Origin of the sequence: Actinoplanes sp. NPDC051861 (assembly GCF_040681145.1) — a bacterium.
In the GTDB taxonomy this organism is placed as follows: Bacteria; Actinomycetota; Actinomycetes; order Mycobacteriales; family Micromonosporaceae; genus Actinoplanes.
On the sequence record NZ_JBFAYE010000004.1, the window covers coordinates 185931 to 207561 of the forward strand.

The 21631-nt window shown below is 71.0% G+C and carries 20 protein-coding genes; 10 read left to right on the top strand and 10 right to left on the bottom strand.

Annotation, left to right across the window (positions count from 1 at the left end):
- Positions 1–170 precede the first annotated feature (170 nt).
- The 3 genes from AB0M02_RS15010 (at position 171) to AB0M02_RS15020 (ending at position 5224) form a co-directional block, all read left to right on the top strand.
- A complete protein-coding gene (locus AB0M02_RS15010) occupies positions 171–2297 on the top strand; it encodes a sigma-70 family RNA polymerase sigma factor (protein ID WP_364226546.1) in 2127 nt (708 codons plus the stop codon).
- Positions 2298–2358: 61 nt separating this feature from the next.
- Entirely contained in the window at positions 2359–3402 is a 1044-nt protein-coding gene (locus AB0M02_RS15015; protein ID WP_364227435.1) for a MoxR family ATPase, read from the top strand.
- Position 3403: 1 nt separating this feature from the next.
- On the top strand, positions 3404–5224 hold the full coding sequence (locus AB0M02_RS15020) for a hypothetical protein (protein ID WP_364226549.1): 1821 nt from the start codon (positions 3404–3406) through the stop codon (positions 5222–5224).
- Here AB0M02_RS15020 and AB0M02_RS15025 read toward each other — a convergent pair.
- A complete protein-coding gene (locus AB0M02_RS15025) occupies positions 5211–5744 on the bottom strand; it encodes a hypothetical protein (RefSeq protein WP_364226552.1) in 534 nt (177 codons plus the stop codon). The two genes, AB0M02_RS15020 and AB0M02_RS15025, sit on opposite strands and share 14 nt — an antisense overlap.
- 157 nt (positions 5745–5901) lie before the next feature.
- Here AB0M02_RS15025 and AB0M02_RS15030 point away from each other — a divergent pair, with 157 nt between their 5' ends.
- Both AB0M02_RS15030 and AB0M02_RS15035 read left to right on the top strand, forming a co-directional pair.
- Positions 5902–6165: a GlsB/YeaQ/YmgE family stress response membrane protein gene (locus AB0M02_RS15030; RefSeq protein ID WP_364226555.1), complete on the top strand. Its 264-nt coding sequence runs from the start codon at positions 5902–5904 to the stop codon at positions 6163–6165.
- 53 nt (positions 6166–6218) lie between these two features.
- On the top strand, positions 6219–7457 hold the full coding sequence (locus AB0M02_RS15035) for an NYN domain-containing protein (RefSeq protein WP_364226557.1): 1239 nt from the start codon (positions 6219–6221) through the stop codon (positions 7455–7457).
- Positions 7458–7646: 189 nt separating this feature from the next.
- On the opposite strand, the gene AB0M02_RS15040 is transcribed toward AB0M02_RS15035, so the two are convergent.
- Entirely contained in the window at positions 7647–8339 is a 693-nt protein-coding gene (locus tag AB0M02_RS15040) for a TetR/AcrR family transcriptional regulator C-terminal domain-containing protein (protein WP_364226560.1), read from the bottom strand.
- Positions 8340–8441: 102 nt separating this feature from the next.
- On the opposite strand from AB0M02_RS15040, the gene AB0M02_RS15045 reads away from it, so the two are divergent.
- Positions 8442–9227 (top strand): SDR family oxidoreductase, encoded by a 786-nt coding sequence (locus AB0M02_RS15045; protein WP_364226562.1) that lies wholly within the window; start codon positions 8442–8444, stop codon positions 9225–9227.
- A gap of 42 nt (positions 9228–9269) precedes the next feature.
- Here the strand turns inward: AB0M02_RS15045 and AB0M02_RS15050 are convergent, their stop codons facing one another.
- Positions 9270–9881 (bottom strand): TetR/AcrR family transcriptional regulator, encoded by a 612-nt coding sequence (locus AB0M02_RS15050; protein WP_364226565.1) that lies wholly within the window; start codon positions 9879–9881, stop codon positions 9270–9272.
- Between the two features lie 102 nt (positions 9882–9983).
- Between AB0M02_RS15050 and AB0M02_RS15055 the strand changes: the two genes are divergently transcribed.
- Positions 9984–12170 carry a glycoside hydrolase family 3 C-terminal domain-containing protein gene (locus AB0M02_RS15055; RefSeq protein ID WP_364226568.1) on the top strand — a complete coding sequence of 729 codons (2187 nt, stop codon included), beginning with the start codon at positions 9984–9986 and terminating at the stop codon, positions 12168–12170.
- Here AB0M02_RS15055 and AB0M02_RS15060 read toward each other — a convergent pair.
- Positions 12167–12541: a response regulator gene (locus AB0M02_RS15060; protein ID WP_364226571.1), complete on the bottom strand. Its 375-nt coding sequence runs from the start codon at positions 12539–12541 to the stop codon at positions 12167–12169. The two genes, AB0M02_RS15055 and AB0M02_RS15060, sit on opposite strands and share 4 nt — an antisense overlap.
- A gap of 175 nt (positions 12542–12716) precedes the next feature.
- On the opposite strand from AB0M02_RS15060, the gene AB0M02_RS15065 reads away from it, so the two are divergent.
- On the top strand, positions 12717–12950 hold the full coding sequence (locus tag AB0M02_RS15065; protein ID WP_364226573.1) for a hypothetical protein: 234 nt from the start codon (positions 12717–12719) through the stop codon (positions 12948–12950).
- 161 nt (positions 12951–13111) lie between these two features.
- On the top strand, positions 13112–14926 hold the full coding sequence (locus AB0M02_RS15070) for an anthranilate synthase family protein (protein ID WP_364226576.1): 1815 nt from the start codon (positions 13112–13114) through the stop codon (positions 14924–14926).
- A gap of 56 nt (positions 14927–14982) precedes the next feature.
- Here AB0M02_RS15070 and trpA read toward each other — a convergent pair whose 3' ends face one another.
- Complete coding sequence (gene trpA, locus AB0M02_RS15075; RefSeq protein ID WP_364226578.1) at positions 14983–15708, bottom strand: tryptophan synthase subunit alpha; 726 nt, start codon at positions 15706–15708, stop codon at positions 14983–14985.
- Positions 15705–16841 carry a tryptophan synthase subunit beta gene (gene trpB / locus AB0M02_RS15080; RefSeq protein ID WP_364227438.1) on the bottom strand — a complete coding sequence of 379 codons (1137 nt, stop codon included), beginning with the start codon at positions 16839–16841 and terminating at the stop codon, positions 15705–15707. The genes trpA and trpB overlap by 4 nt, the downstream gene beginning before the upstream one ends.
- Before the next feature lie 151 nt (positions 16842–16992).
- Between trpB and AB0M02_RS15085 the strand changes: the two genes are divergently transcribed.
- On the top strand, positions 16993–17265 hold the full coding sequence (locus AB0M02_RS15085; protein ID WP_364226580.1) for a hypothetical protein: 273 nt from the start codon (positions 16993–16995) through the stop codon (positions 17263–17265).
- Positions 17266–17267: 2 nt separating this feature from the next.
- Here AB0M02_RS15085 and AB0M02_RS15090 read toward each other — a convergent pair whose 3' ends face one another.
- The 4 genes from AB0M02_RS15090 to AB0M02_RS15105 form a co-directional block, all read right to left on the bottom strand.
- Entirely contained in the window at positions 17268–17678 is a 411-nt protein-coding gene (locus AB0M02_RS15090) for a VOC family protein (protein ID WP_364226583.1), read from the bottom strand.
- Between the two features lie 12 nt (positions 17679–17690).
- Positions 17691–18212 carry a hypothetical protein gene (locus AB0M02_RS15095; protein WP_364226585.1) on the bottom strand — a complete coding sequence of 174 codons (522 nt, stop codon included), beginning with the start codon at positions 18210–18212 and terminating at the stop codon, positions 17691–17693.
- The gene (locus AB0M02_RS15100) at positions 18209–18796 is read right to left on the bottom strand and encodes a CDP-alcohol phosphatidyltransferase family protein (RefSeq protein ID WP_364226587.1); all 588 of its coding nucleotides are present in this window, start codon (positions 18794–18796) and stop codon (positions 18209–18211) included. The genes AB0M02_RS15095 and AB0M02_RS15100 overlap by 4 nt, the downstream gene beginning before the upstream one ends.
- A gap of 78 nt (positions 18797–18874) precedes the next feature.
- Positions 18875–21520, bottom strand: a complete 2646-nt coding sequence (locus AB0M02_RS15105; protein WP_364226589.1) for a glucosidase — start codon at positions 21518–21520, stop codon at positions 18875–18877.
- Between the last annotated feature and the right edge of the window lie 111 nt (positions 21521–21631).

Here is a 21631-nt window from a genome sequence, read left to right on the forward strand (position 1 = left end):
ACGGACGACGGCGGTCGAATCAGTAGTCGCGGAAACCCCTGGTGGATAACAGAAATCTCGTGGGAGCGTGCCCACATGCGCTTTACAGGCGAAAACGCCTGTGCCACGATACGGCGTCGTAGCAGGTGACGAGGCCTTGTCATAGATGGCGGTCGATGAAGGGCGGAACGGTGACAGACGCTCGGACCGCGGTCGTAGCCGATCTCACCGAGGTGGTCCGCGCCGCGCAGGGCGGCAGCGTCGGCGCCGTGGACGAGCTCGTCACCGGGCACCTGCCGCTGATCTACAACATCATCGGGCGGGCGCTGCACGGCCATCCGGACGTCGACGACCTGGTGCAGGACACCATGCTCCAGGCCATCCGGGGCCTCGGTTCCCTGCGCGAGCCGGACCGGTTCCGGTCCTGGCTGGTCGCGATCGCGTACCGGCGGGTGCAGATGCATCTGCGCAGCCGGAAGATGACGCTCGCCCGCCGCCACCCGGAGCCGGTCGACGTGCCCGACCCGGTCGGCGACTTCGCCGAGCGGACCACGGCCGAGCTGGTCGTCGCCGAGCAGCGCCGGGAGCTGGCCGAGGCCGGGCGCTGGCTGGAGGACACCGACCGCCGGCTGCTGGCGCTCTGGTGGCAGGAGGCGGCCGGCGACCTGACCCGCGCCGAGCTGGCCGCCGCGCTCGGCGTGAAGCCGAACCACGCCGCGGTCAAGGTGCAGCGGATGAAGGCGCAGCTCGACCTGAGCCGCGGCGTGGTCCGCGCGCTGCGCGCCAAGCCGATCTGCCCGGAGCTCTCGGAGCAGATCCGGTTCTGGGACGGCACCACCGACTCGGTCTGGCGCAAGCGCCTGGCCCGGCACGTCCGGGACTGCCCCAAGTGCCGCGTCCACCAGCGCGGGCTGGTCGCACCCGAGCGGCTGCTGCTGGGGATCATCGCACTGCCGGTGCCGGCCGTGCTGCTGGCCGGGATCCAGGCGAGCCTGCACGGCGGCGCCGCGGTGGCCCCGGTCGCGGTGACCGGCGGGACCTCGCTGGTCGCCCACGTCACCTCTCTCGTGCAGACCAAGACGCTGGCGGCGGCCACCGCGGCGACCGTGGCCGTGGGGGGCGGTTTCGCGTACGCGGTGCTCTACCTGCCCGCCGGCCCGGAGTCCCCGCAGGCCGTGGCCCCGCCGCCGGCCACCGCACCGGCCGGGCCGGCGGCGACCGCGACACCTCCGGCCGCAGCCACCCCGAGCCCCAGCGCCGCCGCGAGCAAGGCGCCCGCCCGCGCCGGAGGGCTGGGCGTGAGCAAGGCCGACATCTATGTCGCCCCCGGCGGCGACGACGGGGCCGACGGGAGCCTGAAACGCCCGTTCGCCACCGTGGGGAAGGCGATCGCGACCGTCCGGGCCGGGCAGACGATCGCTCTGCGCGGCGGCACCTACCGCCCCACCGAGCCGATCTCGATCACCACGAGCGGCACGGCGGCGAAGCGGATCACGCTCAGCGGTTACCAGGGCGAGCGGGCGGTCATCGACGCCTCCGCCATGCCCGCCGACAAGTGGGCGATCACGCAGGAGAGCTCGTACTGGATCGTGCGGGACCTGGCGGTCGAGAAGGCCCGGGACGCGAGCTGGACCTGCTTGGCGTGCACCGACAACGTCTTCCAGCGGATCTCGGTACGCGACGGCGCGGGCAGCGGCCTGATGCTGCGCAACGACGGTACGGCCGGCAACCAGGTGCTGGACAGCGACTTCTCCGGCAACGGCGGGTCGGGCCTGGCCGTCCAGTTCGGCAACGGCGACGGCAACCTGCTGCGCGGCAACCGCGCTTTCCGCAACACCGGCGACGGGATCAACCTCGGCGCGTTCAACAGCCCGGTGTCGGTGCAGTACAACTGGTCCTTCGGCAACCGGGCGAACGGTTTCGCGATCGGCGGCGGCGAGGCGGTCGCCGCGCACCGCCTGCGGCACAACGCCGCCTGGAGCAACGACGGGCACGGCTTCGTCGACGAGGGCAACACCGCGGCCGTCGAGCTCGGCAACAACACCGCATTCGGCAACACGAACCTCGGCTTCTCGCTCACCGGCCCCGCCGTGCTGCGCCTCAACGTCGCGATCGAAAACGGTCAAGGTGAGGTCGGCCTACCCGGCAGCGCCAAAGCCAGCAACAACAGCTGGCAGGAGAGCGGCTGGTCCCCGGCGACGTTCCGGTCCGTCGACCCGGCCGAGGCCGAGGGGCCGCGCCAGCCCGGCGGCGGTCTGCCCGGTACGGCCTTCCTGGCCACCGAGAACGGCAGAGGCGCGTCGATGTCCGGCTCGTAAAACCAGATGCTCACCGATCTCCGCACCCGGCACACTCACTGCCATGCACTCCGCCCTCACCGTGACCCCGGCGCGGCTGCCCGACCTGCTCCTGCATGTCGCGGTGGTCCGGCCGGTCTTCGTGTGGGGCGCGCCCGGCATCGGCAAGAGCTCCCTGGTCCGCGACTTCGCCGCCTCGCTCGGCCTGGACTGCGTCACCCTGGTCGGCACCCAGCTGGCCGCCGAGGACCTGATCGGGGTGCCCGAACTACGCGACGGCCGCAGCCGCTTCGCCCCACCCGAGTCGATCGCCCGCGACGAGCCGTACTGCCTGTTCCTCGACGAGCTGAACGCGTCGAGCCCGGACGTGCAGAAGGCGTTCTACTCGCTGATCCTCGACCGCCGCATCGGGGCGTACGAATTGCCGCCCGGTTCCATCGTGATCGGCGCCGGTAACCGGGCCAGCGACAACGCGCTCGCTCGCCCGATGGCCTCCGCCCTGGTCAACCGCCTCATCCACGTCCACCTGCGAGCCTCCTGGTCCGACTGGCTGAACTGGGCGCTCGCCACCGGCGTGCACCGCTGGGTCACCGGCTACCTGACCGAGCGCCCGGACCACCTCTGGTCGGCACCGCCCAAGGTGGAGGAGCCGTTCTCCACCCCGCGCAGCTGGCACATGCTCTCCGACGCACTCGGCTCGTACGGCGACGACGTCTCCGAGGAGATGCTGACGCTGCTGGCGGCCGGCACTCTCAGTCCCGCGCATGCCACCGCGTTCTGCGGCTACGTGAAGATCGTCCGCCACCGGTACGGGCTGGACGCGATCCTGCGCGGCGACGCCGGCTGGCCGTCCGCGCCCGGCGATCGTGACCTGCTCTACTTCCTGGCCGAGGCGTTCCGCGCCCGCCTGGTCAAGGACCTGCCGGCCGGCAAGAACCAGGCGCCCGCCGCCGTGCGCCACTTCGCCCACCGCGCCAAGGCGATGCTCGTCGAGCTGGCCGAGCTGTCCCTCGAGTGCGGCCGCCTGGTGATCGCCCCGGACTCCGACGGCAACCCGGTGCTGCCCGCCTGGTTCCTCGTCGAGGTGAGCCGTGACCTGCCGCGCCTGGTCGCGGCGCGGGCCTGAGATGGCACGCAAGCCGCCTCCGCCGGATCCCAACGAGCTGGCGTTCCGGCACGCCTGGCAGGAGCTGTCCCGGCACCCGCTGTTCGCGCCGATGACCCAGCCGGACTGGCCCCGGCCCGCCGCGGCGGCGCAGCTCGTGGAGGACCGGCCGCCGGGCTGGCTGCTCGTCTCGCCGGACGGGCGGATCCGGGCGAGCCGGGCCCGCCGGATGGACGGGGAGGAGTGGCGCTGGGTGCTCGCGCACGCCCTGCTGCACCTCGGGTTCGGGCACCTCGACCGTTCGTCGCCGCCGACGGCGGCGGTGACGGCCGCACCGGAGGTGGAGCACGACGGCGCGTACATGTCGGCGGCCTGCCTTGCCGTGGCGCGTTTCCAGCGTGCGGTGAAGCTGGGCCGCGAGCCGGATCCGCTGCCCGACTCGCTGCCCTCGGGCGAGGAGGCCGACCTCGCCGCGCGCTGGCGGCGCGAGGGTGTGCCGCGTGAGTTCGCCGTGCCGCCGGACCTGGACCCGGTGCCCGCCCGCTTCTCCGCGTCCACCGACCCGCGGTGGCCGGACCGTTTCGCGCTCGGGCTGTCCGCGGCGGCGATGGCCGGTGTCGAACTGGCCGGCGGCGCGCGGACCGACATCACCGGTTCCGGGCCGGCCCGGACGCCCTGGGAGCTGGCGATGAGCTGGTTCCTCGGGTCGTACCCGCTGCTCGGCGGCGTGGCGGCCGGGTTCACCCTGGTCGCCGACGGTCAGCTCGCCCGCGGCTGGGAGATCTCGATCGCGGCGGTGTCGGCGGAGGCGGGCGAGATCTACGTGAACCCGTGGCGGTCGCTGAGCGAACAGGAGTGGCGGTTCGTGCTGGCTCACGAGCTGCTGCATGTCGCGCTGCGGCACCACGACCGGGTCGGCGGGCGCGATCCGTACCTGTGGAACGTGGCCTGCGACTACGTGATCAACGGGTGGCTGGTGGAGATGGGCGTCGGTGTCCTGCCGGACGGGACGCTGCACGACCCGGAGCTGCGCGGGTTCTCGGCCGAGCAGGTCTACGACCGGCTGGCCGCGGATCTGCGGCGGGCGCGGAAACTGGCGACGCTGCGGGGCGGCTGGAAGTGCGGCGGCGACATGCTCGGCGAGCCGCTGCCGTGGGCCGGGCGGCGCGGCGGCGGCGTGGACCTGGACGAGTACTGCCGTCGGGCGCTGCTGACCGGATGGGCGTACCACCAGAGCACCGGCCGAGGGCTGCTGCCTGCGGGGCTGCGCGCGGAGATCCGCGTCCTCGAGCAGCCGCCGCTGCCGTGGGACGTCCGGCTGGCCCGGTGGTTCGACGAGCACGTGCCGGTGGCGGAGCGCGTGCGCACGTACGCTCGCCCTTCCCGCCGGCAATCGGCCGCGCCGGACATCCCTCGCCCGGGATGGCACCGCCCGGAGGAGACCGTGCGGCGCAGCACCTTCGGCGTGGTGGTGGACACCTCCGGCTCGATGAACCACCAGCTGATGGGCAAGGCGCTGGGCGCGATCGCCTCCTACGCCACGGCCCGCGACGTGCCGGCGGCGAGGGTGGTGTTCTGCGACGCCGCCGCCTACGACGCCGGCTATCTGCCGGTCGACGAGATCGCCGGAAGGGTACGGGTGCGCGGCCGCGGCGGAACCGTGCTGCAGCCCGCGATCGACCTGCTCGAACACGCCGCCGACTTCCCGCCGGCCGGCCCGATCCTGGTGATCACCGACGGGGAGTGCGACGTGCTGCGGATCCGGCGGGCGCACGCGTTCCTGGTCCCGCGCGGCAAGCGGCTGCCGTTCCCGCCCCGCGGCCCGGTCTTCAGCCTGCGCTGAGGCCACCTCCGAGGCCCGCGCTCGGGCCTCCGAGGCCCGCGCTGAGATTTGCCGGAATCCGATATTCCGGATACGGGTCATGCTCCGGGTCACCGGTGGGGCCGACACCCGAAGTGGCACGCAGCAGCAGCGAGGTGCCGTCGGCGCAGTCGATCCGCAGGCCGCGGGGCACCTTGCCGCGCTCGCTCGCCGGTCCCAGGTCCGGCAGCGCGACCACCCGCCACGACGCGAACGCCGCCGGCCGGGCGACGTCCAGCAACTGCGCGGCGAAGACCGCGATCCGGTCGGCGCGCCGCCGGGGCGGCGGCAGGGTCTGCGGGGTGGGAAGGTCACTCTCACCGGGCCAGATCGCGCCCCAGAGGTACGCCTCCGAGCCGTTCTCGTACCGCACCCGCACACCGGACGGCGATGGTCCGCCCGGCACGAGGTCGGCGCCGTACCGCTCGACGGCGGCGATCTCCGGGTGCCCGCTCGCGGCGAGCAACGACTCCAGCACGTCAAGGACCTGGGCTGCCTGCACGAGGGAAGTCAACGCTGGTCCGGGCGAGGTCGATCGCCCACATTGTGCGATTCAGTCCACTGGCGTCAGCGCGTCATGCTGAATGTGTGCTCATGTTTGATACCGGTCGATCGCCGGGAACACGGTGGGCGCATCAACCCTTGTCCGAGGAGCTGACATGGAGATCTCCGGAATCATCAGCGCAATCGTCATCGGCCTGATCATCGGCGCACTGGGGCGGCTGGTCCTGCCCGGCAAGCAGAACATCTCGATCTGGCTGACCCTGGGGATCGGCGTGATCGCCGCGCTTCTCGGCACCTTCCTCGCCGCGGCCATCGGCGTGGACGACACCCGTGGCGTCGACTGGATCGAGCTGGCCATCCAGATCGCTCTCGCGGCCGGCGGCGTGGCCCTGGTGGCCGGCGCCCGAGCCCGGCGCTGACACCTACGGCGGGCCCGGTCACCCGGCCGGGCCCGGCACGATAGGTTTCGGTCATGGCTCGCGTACGCGCCGCACTGTATCTCGACTTCGACAACGTGTTCAGCGGACTGATCAAGCAGGACCCGGACGTGGCGATCCAGTTCGCCAAGGATCCGGCCGCCTGGCTGTCCCGGCTGACCACGACGTTGACGGTCGACGGCCCGCGCCGCTGGCTGATCGTCCGCTGCTACATGAACCCGGGTGGCTGGGTGCCGCACCCGGACCCCGCCGCCGGCCAGCCCCGGCTCTACTACTCGCAGTTCCGGCCGTTCTTCGTCAACGCGGGCTTCGAGGTGATCGACTGCCCGCGGCTGACACACACCAAGAACGCGGCCGACATCCGGATGGTGGTCGACGCGGTCGACGCCCTCGCCGACCCGGTGGTCTACGAGGAGTTCGTGATCGCCTCCGGCGACTCCGACATGACCCCGCTGCTGGTGCGCCTGCGCCGCTCCGACCGCCGGACCACGATCGTCTCGCCGTCCGACGCCGCCGAGGCCTTCATCGCGGTCGCCGACCGGCTGATCACCAGCCAGGAGCTGCTCGAACTGGTGCAGGGCGAGCCGGTGGACAGCGACGACGAGCCGGCCGTGGTGGTGGACGAGGCCGAGGCTCCCGTCTCGTACGAGCAGTTCCGCGACCTGGTCCGCTGGCGCTACGCCGCCGCACCGGGCCCGCTGAACCTCGCCTCGCTCGCACACGACCTGCGCCGTCAGCTGGGCCCGAGCGTCGACCAGACCAACTGGTTCAGCTTCGGCGGGTTCGTCCGGGCCCTGGAGAGCCTGGACCTCTCGCACGCCAAGTTCTCCAACCACTTCGTCTGGGACGACAGCCGCCACGACCCGCCCGAGGCCTCCGGCGCGACCGGTCCCGCTCCCGAGCCGGTCGGCCGGCTGAGCGCCCTGCTGAGCCTCCCCCGGCTGCCCCGCGAGATGTGGCCGCTGGTCTACGAGTCGCTGGCCGACTACGCCGCCAGCCACCACTTCAACCTGACCGAGGCCACCCGCTGGGCCCGCGACCGCCTGGCCGCCCAGGGCGTCGACGTCAGCCGCGCGGCGATCGCCTTCGTCACCCGGGGCACGGCGTTCGGGGGCGCGCCCCTCTATCGCCAGCCGCCACCGGCCGCGGACGAGATCGCCACCGCGTTCGCCGACAACGTCCTCAACCGCGCCGAGGCCGCCACGATCGCCCTCACCGACGACGAGTGCGCCGAGGTCCGCTCCTGGCTGGGCGCCACCCCGGCCGAAAGCTGAACCCGGCGCCACCCGTCCGGCGGAAACCTAGGCACAACGCGGCGCGGCCCAGCGCAACGCGGCCCGGCCCGGCCCCGGCCCGGCCCCGGCGCGGCCCCGGCGCGGCCCAGCGCAACGCGGCGCGGCGCGGCCCGGCGCGGCACAGAGCGCGGCGCAGTGCCGCCCGCCCAGCACGGAGGAGACCCGCTGTCACCTCGTGGCGACGGTGGCGGCGATGCCGTTGAGGATGCACTCCAGGCCGAACTCGAAGCCGTCGCCGCCGCCGAAGCCGCCGTCGCCGGCCGCCGTGGCGAGCGCGGGATAGTCGCCGGCGTGCTCGCGTAGCGTCTCGGCCAGCGCGGCGGCGAGCTGCTCGCCGCCGTCGGCGGCGATGCCGGACTCGACCTGGGTCTGGTTGCGGACGTGGCCGGTGAGGAGCACCACCGCGTCCACCTGTTCCGCCGCGGTCAGGCCGGTGCCTGCGAGGGCCGCGACCGCGCGTTCGAGCCAGCTCAGTTCGAGTGGGCCGACCGGCCGGGACCGGGTGGTGGCCTCGCTCACCCAGGGATGACCGCGGAACACGTCGCGCAGCTGCCGGGCCCACTGGTGCAGTGCCGGCCGCCAGCCGTCCGAATTGTCCACGGGCGGCGCTGCTCCGAGCGCCGTGTCGATCATCAGGGCGATCAGTTCCGCGCGGCCGGGCACGTACCGGTACAGCGACATGGCGGTGAAGCCGAACCGGTCGGCGACCCGCTGCATCGTCACCGCGGCCAGACCCTCGGCGTCGGCGATCTCGACGGCGGCCTGCGCGATCTGCGTCACGGTGAGCACCGGCCGTGGCCCGCGGGCCCGTCGTGCGGTCCGGCCCCAGAGCAGATCCATGGCGCCCGCCTCGGCCTTCATCGGCTCCCCTTCACGTCCGCCGGCCGCCGTTGACCCGCGACCCGTAACTGTGTATAACATAAACCGTACTGCTTACGAGATAAACAGTTATGGGAGACAGAGATGACTTCACTCAGCGGTAGGACGGCGCTGGTCACCGGTGGATCGCGCGGCATCGGCCGGGGCATCTGTGAGCGCCTGGCGGCGGAGGGCGCCCTGGTCGCGGTGCACTACGGCAGCGACGACGGCGCCGCGGCGGACACCGTGGCCACGATCGAGGCGGCCGGCGGGCGGGCCTTCGCCGTGCGGGCCGAGCTGGGCGTCGCGGGCGACGCCGACGCGGTGATCGGCGCGGTGGGAGCCGGCCTGCGGGAGCGGACCGGGCACGCCCACCTGGACGTCCTGGTCAACAACGCGGCAGTCGGCGACTCCGACGGCGACATCGACTCGGAGACCCCTCAGGCGTTCGACCGGCTCTTCGCGGTCAACGTGCGCGCGCCGTTCTTCCTGATCCAGAAAGCGCTCCCGCTGATGGGCGCGGGCGGGCGCATCGTCAACATCGGCTCCGGGGTCACCCGCATCGCCCTGCCCGGCGAGCTGGCCTATGCGATGACCAAGGCAGCGATCGAGACCCTCACCCGCAACGTCGCCAACCAGGTCGGCTCACGGGGCATCACGGTCAACACCGTCGCGCCCGGCCCGACCCGCACCGACCGGACGGCGCACTTTCTCGATCCGCCGGAGGCGCAGGCCATGGTCGCGGCCAACCAGGCGCTCGAGCGCGTCGGCACTCCCGCCGACATCGCCGGCGTCGTCGCGTTCCTCGCGGGCGCCGACAGCGCGTGGCTCACCGCCAACGTCATCGACGCCACCGGCGGCAGTTACCTCGGGCCCAAGCGCCTGGGGTGAGCATCCACTATCGAAGGCCGTTGAACCTGGGCTGAGAGTCCGCTATCGAAGGCCGCTGAAGAGGCGCTCCGCGGCCGCCTCCCACGCGGAGACCAGGTCCACCGATCCCGGGTCCCGCAGCCACTGGATCTGCAGGCCGTCCATCATCGCCACCACCTGGCCGGCAAGGGCGGCCGGGTCGGCCACGCGGCCCGACGCCAGCGCGCCGAACATCTGCAGGGTGCGCTGCTGGCGGTCGCGGAAGTAGCGGTGGGCCGGGTGGTCGGGGGCCAGCGACTCGGCCTCCAGCACGGCGAAGAGGCGGACGATCTCCGGCTGGCCGGCGTTGCGGCGGACCAGGGCGGAGCAGATCTGGGGCAGGGTGATCTCGGCCGGGTCGTCCGACCAGATCTGCTCGGGCGACACGCCCACCTCGGCGGCCAGGGACCTGGCGTCCTCCTCGTCGCGGTGCTCCAGGACGGCCACGAGCAGGCTGTCCTTGGAGCCCACGTGATGCAGCAGGCCGGGGACGGTCACACCGCAGACGTCGGCCACGTCCTGCATCGAGAGTCCCCAAAAGCCGCGTTCGGCGATCTGGCGCGTGGTTACCTCAATGATCTGGCGGCGGCGCTCGGCGGCCGGGAGCCGGGAACGGCGAGGTGGGGCGGCTTTCACAGGGTCTTTCCTATCAGCAGCCCCTTGCCGGGGACGCCGGCGCGTCGCTATGTTACGAGGCAGTTACTACTTAGCAGGTACTAGGTAAGCCGGAGGACGAGCATGCTCACCACCGCGGAACAGGCGGCGATCACCAGTGGCCGAGACTTCTGGCACACGGCGCCGGTGGAGTCGGCGGGGCTGCCCGCCGTCACCGTGACCGACGGGCCGCACGGCGTCCGCATGCAGGCGAGCAGTGGTGACCTGCTGTCCGGCGTGCCCGCCACCTGCTTCCCACCGGCCGTGGCCAGCGCGTCGACCTGGGATCCCGGCCTGCTGCGCCGGATGGGTGAGGCGCTCGGCGACGAGTGCCGCGCCCAGGACGTGGCCGTGCTGCTCGGCCCGGGTGTGAACCTCAAGCGCAGCCCGCTCGGCGGCCGCAACTTCGAGTACTTCTCGGAGGACCCGATCCTCACCGGCGTGCTCGCCACCGAGTGGGTGCTCGGCCTGCAGAGCAGGGGTGTCGGCGCGTCGCTGAAGCACTTCGCGGTCAACAGCCAGGAGACCGACCGGATGCGGGTCAGCGCCGACGTCGACGAGCGGACGCTGCGGGAGATGTATCTGCGGGCGTTCCACCGGGTGGTGACGCGGGCCCAGCCGTGGACCGTGATGTGCGCGTACAACAAGGTCAACGGGGTGTACGCGAGCGAGCACCACTGGCTGCTCACCGAGGTGCTGCGCGGCGAATGGGGTTTCGAGGGCCTGGTCGTGTCGGACTGGGGTGCGGTGGTGGACCGGGTCAGGTCGATCGCGGCGGGGCTGGACCTGACGATGCCCGGTCCGGACGAGGACGGCGACCGGGCGCTGGTCACCGCCGTGGAGACGGGACAGCTCGACCCGCACCTGCTGGAGACGAGCGCGTCACGCGTACGAAAGATGGTGGAGAAGGCCGGGAAGCGACCGGCCGGAACCTATGACGCCGAAGCGCACCACGCACTTGCCCGGGAGATCGCCGGAAGGGCGATCGTGCTGCTGAAGAACGACGGCGGCCTGCTCCCGCTGAGCACCGATGGCCGCGTCGCCGTGCTGGGCGAGTTCGCGCGCACGCCGCGTTACCAGGGCGGAGGCAGCTCGCAGATCACCCCGACCCGGCTGGACGACGCGCTCACCGCGATCCGCGAGACCGGCGCGACGGTGACGTTCGCCGCCGGTTACTCCGTGGAGAGCGACGCACCGGACCAGGCCCTGCTCACCGAGGCGGAGACGGCCGCGCGGGAGAGCGACGTGGCGATCGTCTTCGCCGGCAGCGTCCGCGAGACCGAGGGCGCCGACCGGACCTCGATCGACCTGCCGCCCGCCCAGCTGGCGCTGATCGAGCGGGTCGTGGCGGCCAACCCGCGCGTGATCGTCGTGCTGTCCAACGGCGCGGTCCTCGCCACCAAGCCGTGGGACGAGAAGGTGCCCGCGCTGGTCGAGAGCTGGCTGCTCGGCCAGGCCGGCGGCAGCGCGATCGCCGACGTGCTGTTCGGCCGGGTCAACCCGTCCGGGCGGCTCGCCGAGACGATCCCGCTGAAGCTCGCCGACCACCCCTCTTACCTGGACTTCCCGGGCGAGAACAGCCATGTCCGGTACGGCGAGGGCCTGCACGTCGGATACCGCGGCTTCGACGCCCGGCAGCAGGAGGTGGCGTACCCGTTCGGGTTCGGGCTGTCCTACACGACCTTTACCTACGGGGCTGTCGAACAGGACGGGCTGCACATCCGCGTACCCGTCACCAACACCGGCGACCGGGACGGCCGCGAGGTGGTTCAGCTCTATGTCAGCCTGCCGGGCAGCGCGGTGCAGCGGGCGCCCCGCGAGCTGAAGGCGTTCGCGAGCGTGGAGATCGCGGCCGGCGCCACCGAGGAGGTCGTGCTCACCGTCGAGCGCGAGGACCTGGCCTACTGGGAGACCCGGCTGGGCCGCTGGGTGGTCGAGGGCGGCGACTACACCTTCGAGATCGGCTCCTCCTCGCGGGACATCCGCGCCACCGTCACGGTGACCGTCGAGGGCGACGCGGCCCGGGTCCCGCTGACCGCCGACTCGAGCGTCGGCGAGTGGTTCGCCGACCCGCGCGGCGCGGAACTGCTCACCGAGGCGTTCATGGCGGCGATGGCTTCGGGCGGGGACGGCGTCATGGGCTCGATGGTCGCCGACCCGGACATGCTGATGATGCTGGGCAGCCTGCCGCTGATCCGGATGGCGAAGTTCCCGGGCAGCCCGCTGAGCCCGGAGGCCGTGGAGAAGCTGGTAGCCGCCGCGAACCTCTAGGTCCGAGCGCGGGTGAGCAGTGCCTGGATGCGGGACACGAGTTCGCGCGGGCTGAACGGCTTCGTCACGTAGTCGTCCGCGCCCGCGCTGAACCCGCCCTCGACGTCCTGTTCCTGGACGCGGGCGGTGAGCATGATGATCAGCATGCCGGCGGTGGCCGGGTCCGCGCGCAGCGCCCGGCACACGTCGATGCCGGACAGGCCGGGCATCGAGACGTCCAGCACCGCCAGGTCCGGGCGGTTCGCCCGCGCGGACTCGACGGCGGCCTGGCCGTCCCCGACGGTGATGACCTCGAGCCCCGCCTGTTCCAGCTTGAACGCCACCAGGTCGCGGATGTCGGCGTCATCGTCGGCCACCAGGACCGTCGTCACGGCAATCCCCCCTCACCAGTTATCCGGACGATAGCCCTTCAACAGCCAGAAAGTGGGTAGCTCGGAGAAAGCGCCCGCAACCCAGCGGCAACCCAGCCGCGCCCTCGTTGCAGCCCGGAGACGGTGTGCTGGTTCCTGAGGCAACCGCGGCGCTACCGAAGGGCTGGAGGATCCGATGACCGCACTGATCGACGACGTTCGCTGTGAGGCTCTTTTCGTCTCCTGGTTGCAGCGCTCCCACGAGCCGACGGCGGAAAACATCCGCGAGGCCGTGCACGCGACCGTCGACCGGTTCGGTGAGGCGGGCTGCGCGGAACGGGTCGCTCAGGAGTTCGGCGAGCACCCGGACTGCGCCATCGGCCGGATGCGGTGGGCGCGGAACGCCGTGCACCTCGCTTTCGCGGTCTGATGCCGTATGCTGTCCGCCATGCGCGCGAATCTGAGCATGTGGTGGCCCGCCTGACCGGCGGCCCCATCCCCCGCGCGTAACCAACCACCGCGGCCGCCTCTCCGAGGCGGCCGTTCTGCATGGCCGGACTCGGTCGGCGCCGCCGAGTTCCGGAGGACGTCATGCCATTCGCCCTGCTCCACCGTGACGGCGCCGACCACGTCGAGGTTCTGACCGGCGACCTCGCGGTCGTTTCCGATTTATCCGACATTCCCATCGGGCCCACCCTTGCCCTGATCCCTTTCCGCCAGATCGCCGAGCGCGGATTCGACTGTGTCGACGACGGGGCGCCGCTGGAGTGCCTGCTCGTGCGGTCCCGCACGACGGAGCCGCTGTCGGCCTTTCCACCGGGACCGCTGACCCTCCGCGACGGCGGTTTCGACATCTCCGACGAGGACTACGGCGCGATCGTCGAGGAGGTGCTCCGGGACGAGATCGGCCGGGGCGAGGGCGCGAACTTCGTGATCCACCGGGTCTACCAGGCATCCGTGGAGGGTGATCCGGTCGAGGCGGCGCGCGCCGCGTTCGGCCGGTTGCTGCAGTCCGAGCAGGGCACCTACTGGACGTTCCTCGTGCACACCGGCACCCGGACCCTGGTCGGCGCCACCCCGGAACGGCACGTCAGCGTGGCCGACGGCATCACGATGATGAACCCGATCAGCGGCACGTTCCGCAACGGCTCCGGGTCGCTGGTCGACTTCCTCCGCGACCCGAAGGAGATCGAGGAGCTCTACATGGTCCTCGACGAGGAACTGAAGATGATGGCCAAGGTCGCCGAACACGGTGGTCAGGTCGCCGGGCCCTACCTGAAGGAGATGGCCCACCTGACGCACACCGAGTACCTTCTCGCCGGCCGCGGCTCCCTCGACGTGCGGGACGTGCTGCGCGAGACGATGTTCGCGCCGACGGTGACCGGCAGCCCGATCGAGAACGCGTGCCGGGTCATCGCACGGCACGAACGCCGCGGCCGCCGCTATTACGCGGGCGTGCTGGCGCTTCTCGACCACGACGCCGAGGGGCGGCAGACCCTGGACGCGCCCATCCTGATCCGCACCGCGGAGATCTCCCCTGACGGCACCCTGCGGGTACCGGTCGGTGCGACGCTGGTCCGGCATTCGACAGCGGCCGGCGAGGTGGCGGAGACCCACGTGAAAGCGGCGGGCGTCCTGGCCGCGCTGGGTGCGGTGCCGGCCCGGCCTTCTTCGGTACGCGAGGACGCCTCCTCCCCCGAGGTCCAGCAGCTGCTCGCCGCCCGCAACGACGACCTGGCCCGCTTCTGGCTCGACTCCCGCTCGCCCGGCGCCCTCGCCATGCCCTCCCTCACCGGCCGCTCGGTCGTGATCGTGGACGCCGAGGACACCTTCACCGCGATGCTCGCGCACCAGTTGAAGGCGCTCGGCCTCGCCGTCTCGGTGGTGCCCTGGAACGCCCCGTTGCCGCCGGCCGACCTGGTCGTGATCGGGCCCGGCCCAGGTGACCCCTCGGACGTCGCGCACCCGAAGATCGCGGCGCTGCGGGAACTGGCCACCTCGCTGCTGGCGGCCGGCCGCCCGGTGTTCGGCGTCTGCCTCGGCCACCAGATCCTGGCGTCCGTCCTGGGTTTCCCCCTCGTGCGGCGGGAGTCGCCCTACCAGGGACTGGCGAAGGACATCGACCTGTTCGGGACGGTGCGCCGGGTCGGGTTCTATTCGAGCTTCTCGGCCTCGTCCCCGCCGGAACCCTCGTCCCAGCCGAAACGCTCGTCCCCGCCGGAGCCGGGAGACATCGAGGTCGCGCGGGACGCCTCGGACGGTACGGTGCACGCGCTGCGCGGAGCGGGGTTCGCGGGCGTCCAGTTCCATCCGGAGTCGGTGCTCAGCCGGGACGGGATCGAGGTGCTGCGCACTCTTCTGCCGGCGTTGCTCCCCGAGGTGATTAGGCCGACCGTCAGCGGGTAGCGAAAGGGAAGTCGGTGGTCCAAGGCGATCGAGAGCCTCACCTTGGGCCACCGGCCCTATCTCATCGCGGCGCGCATCCCGGCCAGCGTCGAGCCGATCTCGCGCGGCCCGGCGCCGTCCAGCACCCTGCGCATCAGCGCCGAGCCGACCACGACGCCGTCCGCGTACTCGCACGCCGCGGCGGCCTGCTCGGCGCCGGAGATGCCGAAGCCCAGCAGCACCGGCAGGTCCGTGGCCTGTTTGAGGTCCGTCACCAGGTCACGGCTCGACTCGCGCAACGACGCCTGTTCACCTGTCGGGGCCATGACGCTCACCGCGTACACAAATCTTTTGCTCTTTCTTGCGATTTTGACCCGCCGCTCGGGAGGCGTCGAGGGCGAGGCGAGCAGCGTCAGATCCACCCCGTGCCGCTCGGTCTCCTCAGCGACCGGCTCCGCCTCGTCGAGCGGCAGGTCCGGCGCGATCAGCCCGCTCAACCCCGCTTCGCGCAAGGCCGCACAGAAGGCGCCGGCTCCGCGATGCACAACCAGATTTGTGTACGCGAACGCGACCAGCGGCACCCCGGCGTCCACCTTCGACACCTCCTCGAGGATCCCGTCGACCGTCACACCTCGGCAGAGGGCCTGGTAGGACGCCCGCTGCACCACCGGCCCGTCCATCGTCGGGTCGGAGAACGGCAGCCCCACCTCGATCGCGTCCGCCCCGGCGTCCACCGCCGCGCGCAGCAGATCCGTCCAGTCCGCCGTCACGCCGGCGGTCACGTAGGGCACGAGCATCTTCATGACAGCTCCATCAGGGTCGCCATGTCCTTGTCGCCGCGCCCGGACAGCGTCAGCGCGACCGTCGAGCCCTGCGGAATCGTCCCGTCCGCGGCCGCCCGCAACACCCACGCCACCGCGTGCGCCGACTCCAGGGCGCACAGGATCCCCTCCGCCCGCGCCAGCCGGTGCGTCGCCGCCACCACCTCGTCGTCGGTGGCCGTCACATAGGTCGCGCGACCGGTGTCGTTGAGCCACGCGTGCTCCGGCCCGACTCCTGGATAGTCCAGCCCGGCCGAGATCGAGTGAGCCTCGCTGATCTGCCCGTGCTCGTCCTGAAGCACCTTGGAGCGGAACCCGTGCAGCACCCCGTTCCGGCCGGCACTGATCGCCGCGCCCCCGGCCGCCTCCACCCCGACCAGTCTCGCCTCCGTGTCCAGGAATCCGGCGAACGTCCCGGCCGCATTCGATCCGCCGCCGACACACGCCACCACGAAGTCAGGAATTTTCGTGATTTGTGCGCGTGTTTCGTCACCGATCACTCGTTGGAACTCTCGGACCATCCACGGGTACGGGCGAGGCCCCAGCGCCGAACCCAGGCAGTAGTACGAGTCCTCGACCACCGTCACCCAGTGCCGGAACGCCTCACTGGTCGCGTCCTTGAGCGTGCGGCTGCCCGCACCGACCGGCACGACCTCGGCACCGAGCATCCTCATCCGGAACACGTTGAGCCGCTGGCGCTCGATGTCCCGTTCGCCCATGAACACCGTGACGTCCAAACCGAGCAGCGCACCCGCGGTGGCCGTGGCGACGCCGTGCTGCCCCGCGCCGGTCTCCGCGATCAGCCGCCGCTTGTTCATCCGCCGGGCGAGCAGCGCCTGCCCCAGCACATTGTTGATCTTGTGGGATCCGGTGTGGGTGAGGTCCTCGCGCTTCAGCAGCAGGGTGATCCCCAGTTCCCTGGACAGCCGGACCGCCGGGGTCAGCGGGGTGGGCCTGCCCACGTAGACCGAGAGCAGGTGGTCGAGCTCGGCATGGAACAGCGGGTCGCTCCACGCGGCGGCGAACGCGTCGGCGACCTCGTCACAGGCGGGTACCAGAGATTCGGGCACGAAACGACCGCCGTACTCGCCGAATCGCCCCTCGGTGCGCACCAACTGATCCACAGCGTCTCCCTAAGAGTTCTAGAACAGTGGTGTCTTTGTAGCACGGAGTTCTAGAACTGTGCTACTCGGGGGTGATCGTGGTTTACGGGACGCGGAGAGGCGGGTAATCCCGCGGCCGTTGGCGATCTTTTGGAGGGACACCTTGGCCGAGCCGCACGTCACCCTCGATCCGCAGTCGTTGACGCCGGTGGAGCGCAAGCTGCGCGGGCCGCTGGAGGATCAGCTCAGTTCGGCACTGCAGGCGGCAACAGTCAAGATCACAGAGAGGTACGCGGGCGAGAGCGTCGAACAGGTGACGGCCATGCTCCTGGACCAGGCGAAGGCGGGACTGCACCCGGACATCGCCGCGGGCTTCCACCCCGATCACGCCCAGTTGCGGCATGTGGCTGAGGAGATCGTGGCGCGCGCCCGCTGACGCTACGACCCGCCCAGGGGTGTGTTGTGCCAGCGCCGTGTCGAGAGGACCAGGCGATAACCGTCCGGATCGGCGACCGTTGTCCCCCACTGATCCCAATAGGGGCCCTGCGAGACCCGGCGGCCGCCCGCCTCGACCAGACGATCCAGCAGCTCCTCGGGAACCGGCCCGTCCAGGTAGAGGACCAGCAGATCCTGCTCCGACGGACTCGGCTCCGGCGCCGCCACCAGTTCCAGGTGCCACGCCGCGCCGGCGCGTCCCACCATCAGCAGATCGTGCTCACCGGGCCCGGAAGCCGTCGCCCGGTACAGCACCTCCAGGCCCAGCCCGAAAACGTAGAACCGCTCCGCCGCGGCCAGATCCCGGCTGGGACGCGCCAGCCGCACGTGTGTGGATGCCTCGACCCCCGTCATCGCCCCATTCGATCAGGTGATGAAGAAGCCGGCCGCGGCCGGGGTCAGCGCCACCGCCACAAGCCGGACGCACCGGCCGATCACGCAGGCGACGAGGAAGACCCAGGCGCGCATCTTCGTGGCGGCGGCGGCGAACGTCATCAGCAGCAGGGGCGGGATGCCGACCACCGAGCTGAGCAGGATCATCGGGAAGGCCATCCAGGGCTTCTCCATCGGCAGGAGCCGGCGAGCGTACGCCGTGAGCCGTTGTCCCCACCGGGTCCACCACCGCGGCGGCGAGGGATCGGCGGCGGCCTGCTCCTCCTTGCGCCGATCGATCCAGCGCCGCAGCACCGGCAGCCGCACCGCCCCCCGCGTCGCCAGGAATATGCCCATTTTCCCCGCGCTCTGCCCCACGCCGGCCACCACACCCATCACGACGGCGTTGTGGCTCGTCGTCGCCATGAGCGCGATCAGGTACGGCTCCACCGGCAGCCCCGGATAGAACGACGAGACGAACCCGACCGCCAGCGTCAACAGCAGCGCCGCAATCATCGAAGCGCCGGGCGGAGACGGGACACGACGACCAGTGACACCGCCTTGACGACCATCGCCGCCAGGCCGATCACCACGCCGACCCAGATCGGGATCGGGAGGAGCACCGCCACCGCGAGCGCCGTGGTGTTCACGACCTTCGCCGGCGGCCACCAGTTCCAGCGGTAGACGCCGGGGTGCACCACGTAGAAGTAGTTCGGGCTGACGATCGGCCAGCGCAGGAACGCCAGGCTGAGCTGACAGTCGAGCACCAGGAAGTGCAGCAGGAACACGGTGACCGGGATGGCCGCGTCGGGGCGGATCGTCATGAGCGCGGTGGCGCACACCGCGAAGCAGGCCCGGTCGGAGACGATGTCGAAGACCGCGCCGAAGCGGGTCTCCTCGCCGAGCAGGCGCGCGGACAGCCCGTCGAGGATGTCGCCGATCCAGTAGACGAGGTACGCGATCACCGCGAACTTGACGCTGACCTCGACGATCGCGGCGACACCGAACGAGACCGCGACGATGGTGCGCACCGCGGTGATCACGTTCGGGACGTTGAGACGGGCGCCGTCGGACCCGGACTCGAGGAGACCCGGGTCCAACGCTTGATCAGTTCGAGACATGCGCATCCCATCTCACGGAGAGCAAACCGCCGAGAAGTCGCATTAAACGGGAACCTGTCAACCGCGCGCGATCCCGTTATCCCCCGAGTACAGCTCGAAAATCAGGTCGAGAACCAGAGCCGTCCAGCCAGTCTGGTGCCATGCGCCCAGCCCAGCGCCGTTGTCACCGTTGAAGTACTCCGGGAAGGCGATCAGATCCTTCCAGTCCGGGTGGCTCTGGAACAGCTCCGTCGCGCCGTAGATCGGTCGCCGCCCGTCGTCGCCCGGCAGGAACAGGGCGATCAGCCGGCGGGACAGGTCGTCGGCGATCTCGGTGAGTCCGGCCTTGGTCTGCGAGCCGGTCGGATACTCGGCCTTGAGGTCGTCGCCGTAGAACCGGGCGAACTCCCGCAGCGCCTGGACGAGCAGATAGTTCACCGGCATCCAGACCGGGCCGCGCCAGTTGGAGTTGCCGCCGAACAGCCCGCTGGTGCTCTCCGCGGGCTCGTAGCCGACGGTGAACTCGGACCCACCGAGTGCAACCGTGAACGGTTTCTCCAGATGTGCCCGGGACAGCGTGCGTAGCCCGTACGGTGAAAGGAACTCCTCCGGATCGAGCAGCCGCGCGAGAATGCGCAGCAGCTGGTCCTGGCCCACCATGGAAAGGAGCCGCTGGCGGCGCCGATCGGCGCCGCCCAGGCGACGCGCGCTGATGACGTCGCCGAACTCGCCCTGGTGGTGGAGCATCCACCGGACCCGCGCGCTGATCTCCGGAAGCCGGTTGAGGGTCTCCGAGGTGAGCCGTGTCGTGGCCGCGAGCGGCAGCAGCCCGACGATCGAGCGTGCCTTGAGCGGCACCTTGTGGCCGTCCGGCATGCGCAGCACGTCGTAGAAGAAGCTGTCCTCCTCGTCCCAGAGCCCCTGCCGGTACGCCGCCTCCGCGATGTACGTGAAGTGCTCGAAGAACTTGGTGGCCATGTCCTCGTAGGTCCGGTCGTGCAGGGCCAAGATGATCGACATGTCGAGCAGGTTGAGCGCGTACATGGCCATCCAGCCGGTGCCGTCCGACTGTTCGAGCACACCGGCGACCGGCAGCGCGGCGGACCGGTCGAACGGGCCGACGTTGTCGAGTCCGAGGAAGCCGCCCTCGAAGACGTTGTTGCCGCCGACGTCCTTGCGGTTGACCCACCAGGTGAAGTTCAGCAGCAGCTTGTGCATGATCCGGGACAGGAAGTCGTAGTCGCGGCTGCCGTCGATCTCGAAGACGCGCAGCGCCGCCCAGGCGTGCACGGGCGGGTTCACGTCGCTGAACGACCACTCGTAGGCCGGTATCTGCCCGTTCGGGTGCATGTACCACTCGCGCAGCAGCAGGAGCAGCTGCGACTTGGCGAAGCCGGGGTCGACGCGGGCGATGCTGACACAGTGGAACGCCAGGTCCCAGGCGGCGTACCAGGGGTACTCCCACGGATCCGGCATGCTGATCACGTCGAAGCTGTTCATGTGCCGCCAGCCGTTGTTGCGGCCGTAGCGCCGGCCCGGCGGCGGCGGTGAGTTGCCCGGGTCGCCGACGAGCCACTGCTTCACGTCGAAGTGATAGAACTGCTTGGCCCACATGAGACCGGCGACCGCCTGCCGCGCCACCGAGATCTCCTCGGCGGAGGCGCCGGCCGGGAGCACGTCACCGAAGAACTCGTCGGCCTCCGCGGCCCGCTCCCGCATCACCGCGGACCAGCCATCGCCGAGGTCCGCGGCCTCCAGCGGCCGGTCACTCTGAGTGAGTCTTAATTTGATCGTACGAGACTCGCCCGGCCCCAGAGTAATGAGGTAGTGCAGGGCTCCCTTGGTACCGACACCGCCCGGGTTGACCGTCGGCATGTCGTGGATCAGATGGTCGTTGATCCCGTCCTTGGGATACGAGCTCCGCCCCGGCAGCCCCCACAGGCGCTGCGCGTTGGTCTCGTTGTCGCACATCAGCGCGGGCGCCTCGTCCTCGCCGAAGAGCGTGAGGTGACCGAGCGAGCGGTGCACACCGTGCAGCCGCCCGGGTGTGCCCTTCATCGCTGGAACCTGCCGGTTCGGCAGCCCCCAGGACCAGGTGTTGCGGAACCAGAGTGTCGGGAGCACGTGGAGGGTCGCCGTCTCGGGGCCCCGGTTGGACACGGTGACCGCGACGCACACGTCGGTCGGTGACGCCTTGGCGTAGTCCACGGTGACCGCCCAGAACCGGTCCTCGTCGAAGATGCCGGTGTCGACAAGCTCGTACTCGGCCTCGTTGCGCGAGCGCCGGCCGTTGACGGCGACGAGCTCGTCGTACGGGAACTCCGCCTGCGGATAGTGGTAGCGCCACCGCATCCACGAGTGGGTGGGTGTCGAGTCCTGGTACCACCAGTAGTCCTTGGCGTCCTCGCCGTGGTTGCCGCCGTCGCCGCCGAGGCCGAACATCCGCTCCTTGAGGATCGGATCTCTGCCGTTCCACAGTGCCAGCGCGAAGCTGAACGTCTGCCGGTCGTCGCAGAGGCCGGCCATGCCGTCCTCGTTCCACCGGTACGCCCGGGACCGCGCGTGATCGTGAGGGAAGTAGTCCCAGGCGGTGCCGTGCTCGCTGTAGTCCTCCCGGACGGTGCCCCAGGCGCGCTCGGCCAGGTACGGACCCCATGCACGCCACGGCTGCTCACCGGAATCGGCCTGGGCCAGGCGTACGCGCTCCGACACGTCCGTTCTCACCCCCACAACCCGATATCCCCCACAACCCGAATTTCAGCCCGGAGTCGATCACACTGAGACTGTCACGTGTTTGTGTCAAGTGTGTAAGGCCCTCTCCACCGGAGGTCAGCC